This window comes from Methylobacterium sp. WL103 (genome assembly GCF_008039885.1).
Taxonomy (GTDB): Bacteria; Pseudomonadota; Alphaproteobacteria; order Rhizobiales; family Beijerinckiaceae; genus Methylobacterium; species Methylobacterium cerastii.
Genome location: NZ_VRUX01000393.1, coordinates 1 through 4,065 on the forward strand (window position 1 = coordinate 1; position 4,065 = coordinate 4,065).

At 69.9% G+C, this 4,065-nt stretch carries 5 protein-coding genes; 4 read left to right on the top strand and 1 reads right to left on the bottom strand.

Annotated features, from left to right (window positions below; all coding sequences use genetic code 11):
• From FV222_RS19125 to FV222_RS19135, 4 genes are all read left to right on the top strand, one after another.
• Nucleotides 1-409 (top strand): ABC transporter ATP-binding protein (locus tag FV222_RS19125; RefSeq protein ID WP_147815403.1); only part of this gene is annotated, 409 nt, incomplete at its 5' end.
• Nucleotides 410-726: 317 nt separating this feature from the next.
• On the top strand, nucleotides 727-1,563 hold the full coding sequence (locus FV222_RS19130) for a formate/nitrite transporter family protein (protein WP_147751719.1): 837 nt from the start codon (nucleotides 727-729) through the stop codon (nucleotides 1,561-1,563).
• Nucleotides 1,564-1,621: 58 nt separating this feature from the next.
• A complete protein-coding gene (locus tag FV222_RS29845) occupies nucleotides 1,622-1,771 on the top strand; it encodes a hypothetical protein (protein WP_187277382.1) in 150 nt (49 codons plus the stop codon).
• Nucleotides 1,772-1,863: 92 nt separating this feature from the next.
• A complete protein-coding gene (locus tag FV222_RS19135) occupies nucleotides 1,864-2,793 on the top strand; it encodes a 3-keto-5-aminohexanoate cleavage protein (protein ID WP_147761950.1) in 930 nt (309 codons plus the stop codon).
• A gap of 20 nt (nucleotides 2,794-2,813) precedes the next feature.
• Here the strand turns inward: FV222_RS19135 and FV222_RS19140 are convergent.
• Nucleotides 2,814-4,065 (bottom strand): FAD-binding oxidoreductase (locus tag FV222_RS19140; protein ID WP_147815404.1); only part of this gene is annotated, 1,252 nt, incomplete at its 5' end.

Sequence of the window (4,065 nt, forward strand, 5' to 3'; positions counted from 1 at the left end):
CGCCCGGGCGCGCGAGCTCCTCGACCTCGTCGGCCTCTCGGCGAGCGCGGCCGAGCGCTACCCCAACGCCTTCTCAGGCGGCCAGCGCCAGCGCATCGGCATCGCCCGGGCGCTCGCCATGGAGCCCGATGTGCTCGTGGCCGACGAGGCGGTCTCGGCCCTCGACGTCTCGGTCCAGGCGCAGGTGCTCGATCTGCTGGAAGACCTCAAGCAGCGCCTGAACCTCGCGATGCTGTTCATCACCCACGACCTGCGCGTCGCCGCCAAGATCTGCGACCGCATCGCCGTGATGCATCGCGGCGCCATCGTGGAGATGCGCCCCACGACCGACCTCTTTCGCCAGCCGGATCATGCCTACACCCGCTCGCTCCTCGCGGCGGTGCCGGGCCTGCAGGCCGCTCGGCCCTGACCGGGCGCCGGCCTCCAGTTGGAGGGGCGACGCGCGTGTGATCCTGCAGCTCCGCCAGCGAGCACGCCTTCTCGCGCCTGAGAGGGTGTGACCCCGCCATTCGAAGATCCGAAACGAACCATCGCCGCAGGCGCGATCCGCGAAGGTAACGCTTTTCCGATCGGCCCAGGTCTTGCTTCGGGTTCGCTGACAGGTAGTGTGCCGGCTTCGCGCACATCTCCTGGTGCAGGCCGCGCAATGAAGCGTGGCCGGACGAGGGGCCAAGGGCCGCGCAGTCCGGCGAGCTTTGCAGAAGCCCGAATCGTAAGAGGACCAAGATGGCCTATCTCGCTCCTGCTGAGTTCGTCACCAAGATGGTGGACGCAGGCGAATCCAAGATCTTCATGTCGACCCGCGACACCATCATTCGCGCCTACATGGCTGGCGCGATCCTGGCGCTCGCCGCGGTCTTCGCCGTCACCATCACGCAGCAGACCGGCATCCCCATCCTCGGCGCCGCCCTGTTCCCGGTCGGCTTCTGCATGCTCTACCTGCTCGGCTTCGACCTGCTCACAGGCGTGTTCGTGCTGGCGCCCCTGGCGCTCCTCGACGGCCGGCCGGGCGTGACCTGGGGGGGCGTGCTGCGCAACTGGGGCCTCGTCTTCATCGGCAACTTCCTCGGCGCGCTGACCGTGGCGCTCATGATGGGCTTCGTGTTCACCTTCGGGTTCACCGCGCCGGCCGACAAGGTCGGCGAGTTCATCGCCCACATCGGCGAGCGCCGCACCGTCGGCTATGCCGCTCACGGCACCGGCGGCTGGTTCACGATCTTCATCCGCGGCATGCTGTGCAACTGGATGGTCTCCACCGGCGTCGTCGGCGCGATGATCTCGACCACCGTCAGCGGCAAGGTGATCGCCATGTGGATGCCGATCATGCTGTTCTTCTACATGACCTTCGAGCACTCGGTGGTGAACATGTTCCTGTTCCCCTTCGGCCTGCTCATGGGCGGCCAGTTCTCGGTCGGCGACTACTTCTTCTGGAACGAGATCCCGACCGTGCTCGGCAATCTCGTCGGCGGCCTCGCCTTCACCGGCCTGACCCTCTACACCACCCACGTCCGGACGGCCCCGAAGCGGACCGTCGTCCAGGCGGAGCGCCGCCTCGCGGCCTGATCGCCGGCTCGACCGGTCGGGCCGGGCCGAGCGCTGGGGTTTCGAGCTGCTGCACACCTTGGACTTCGGCCTGCTGGTGCGCCACCGCCCGGCCTGGGACGGGTTCATGCTCCTGCTGCTCGCGGCCGGCTCGGTGGTCGCGGCCTCCGGCGTGGCGATGGGCTGGCGCCGCCTGAGACGGCCGGCGGCCGGTTCGCGCCCGGCCTGAGCCTGCGGCCAGGGCTTTGCCCGCGGCACCCGGCAGCCCTAAATCCGGACCGAACGACCCGGAGCGAGCGGACAGGCAGGGACGGAGCGACCATGGCGAGCGCGCGAAAAGTCATCATCACCTGTGCCGTCACCGGCGCGATCCACACGCCGAGCATGTCGCCGTACCTGCCGGTGACGCCGGAGGAGATCGCCGACGCGGCGATCGGCGCGGCGGAGGCCGGCGCGGCCATCGTCCACCTGCACGCCCGCAACCCGGTGACCGGCGAGCCGGACCAGACGCCCGAGGCCTTCGCCAAGTTCCTGCCCGTCATCAAGCAGCGCTCGAACTGCGTGGTGAACATCACCACCGGCGGCGCGCCGACGATGACCATCGAGGAGCGGGTGCGCCCGGCCGCGACCTTCAAGCCGGAGGTCGCCTCGCTCAACCTCGGCTCGATGAACTTCGGGCTGTTCGGAATGCTCGACCGCTTCACGGACCTGAAGCACGCGTGGGAGCGGACGTACCTCGGAAACAAGGACATCATCTTCCGCAACTCGTTCGGTCAGATCGAGCACATCCTCACCACCTGCGCCGGCAACGACACCCGGTTCGAGTTCGAGTGCTACGACACCGCCCACCTCTACAATCTGAAGTACTTCTTCGACCGCGGGCTGGTGAAGGCGCCGCTGTTCATCCAGACGGTGTTCGGGCTGCAGGGCGGCATCGGCTCGCACCCGGACGACGTGATGCACATGAAGCGCACCGCCGACCGGCTGTTCGGCGACCAGTACCGCTGGTCGGTGCTCGGTGCCGGGCGCAACCAGATGAACATCGCCGCGATGGCGGCGGCGATGGGCGGCAACGTCCGCGTCGGGCTGGAGGACAGCCTGTGGGGCGGCCCGGGGCGGCTGGCGCAATCGAACGCCGAGCAGGTCGCCCAGGTCCGCCGCATTATCGAAGGGCTGGGCCTGGAGGTCGCCACGCCGGACGACGCCCGCGCGATGCTGTCCCTGAAGGGCGGCGACCGCGTCGGCTTCTGATCCGGAAGAACGGAGGCGGATCAGTCCACGGGATCCGAAAAGATCTTGCCCGGATTGAGGATGCCCTTGGGATCGAGCGCGCGCTTCACCGCCCGCATCGTCGCGATCTCGGCCGCGGAGCGCGACAGCCCGAGCTTGCCGCGCTTCTCCAGGCCGATGCCGTGCTCGGCCGAAACCGACCCTTGGAGCGCGGCGAGCGGCTCGTAGATCGCCGCCTCCACCTGGGCTTCGAGGGCGGGGTCGGGCAGCCGCGCGGTGTTCCAATGGATGTTGTTGTCGCCGACATGGCCGTAGGCGACGCTGCCCGCATCCGGGTGGATCGCGGCGATCCGGGCGCTCGCCTCGGCGACGTAGCCGGCCATGGCCGAGAGCGGCACGCTGACGTCGAACGGGCGGGCCAGCCCGGCCTCTCCCAGCAGCTCGACCCGGTCGCGGATGCGCCAGAGCGCGCGGCGCTGCTCCTCGGAGGCCGAGATCACGGCGTCGCGCACGATCTCCTCCGTCATCAGGGTTTCGAGCAGGCTCAGGAAGCGCGGCTCCTCCTCGGGCACGCACTCGACCTCGATCAGCGCGTAGTACGGGTGCTCCCGGTGCAGCGGCGGGGCGAAGCGGCCCGGCGCGGTCATCGCGCGGTAGAAGTCCGGCCACATCCCCTCGAAGGACGAGACCCGGCCCTGGAACGCCCGTTGCGCGCGGGAAAGGATGGCGGCGGCGGCGTCGACGTCGGCGCAGGCGACGAGGGCGGTGGCGTAGCCGACCGGCGCCGGGCGCAGGCGCAGCACCGCGCGGGTGACCACGCCGAGCGTCCCTTCCGTGCCGACGAAGAGCTGCTTGAGATCGAGCCCGGTGTTGTTCTTGATCAGCGGCCGCATCGACGAGACCACGGTGCCGTCGGCGAGCACCGCTTCGAGGCCGAGCACCATCTCGCGCATCATGCCGTAGCGCAGCACCCGCAGGCCGCCGGCATTGGTGCTGATCGTGCCGCCGACCGTCGCCGAGCCGCGGGCGCCGAGGTCGAGGGGGAAGAACAGGTCCGCGGCTTCCGCCGCCGCCTGCACCGCCTCGAGGGTGGTGCCGGTGCGGACCACCATCGTCATCGCCAGGGGATCGAGCGCTTCGATCCCGGTCATGCGCTCCAGCGACAGGGCGATGTCGCCGGGTGCGCAGAGGATACCATCGACGAGGCCCGTGGCGCCCCCGCGCGGGACGACGACGCGCCCCGCCGCGTGGCAGGCCGCCAGCACCGCCGAGACCTCATCGGTGCTGCGGGGC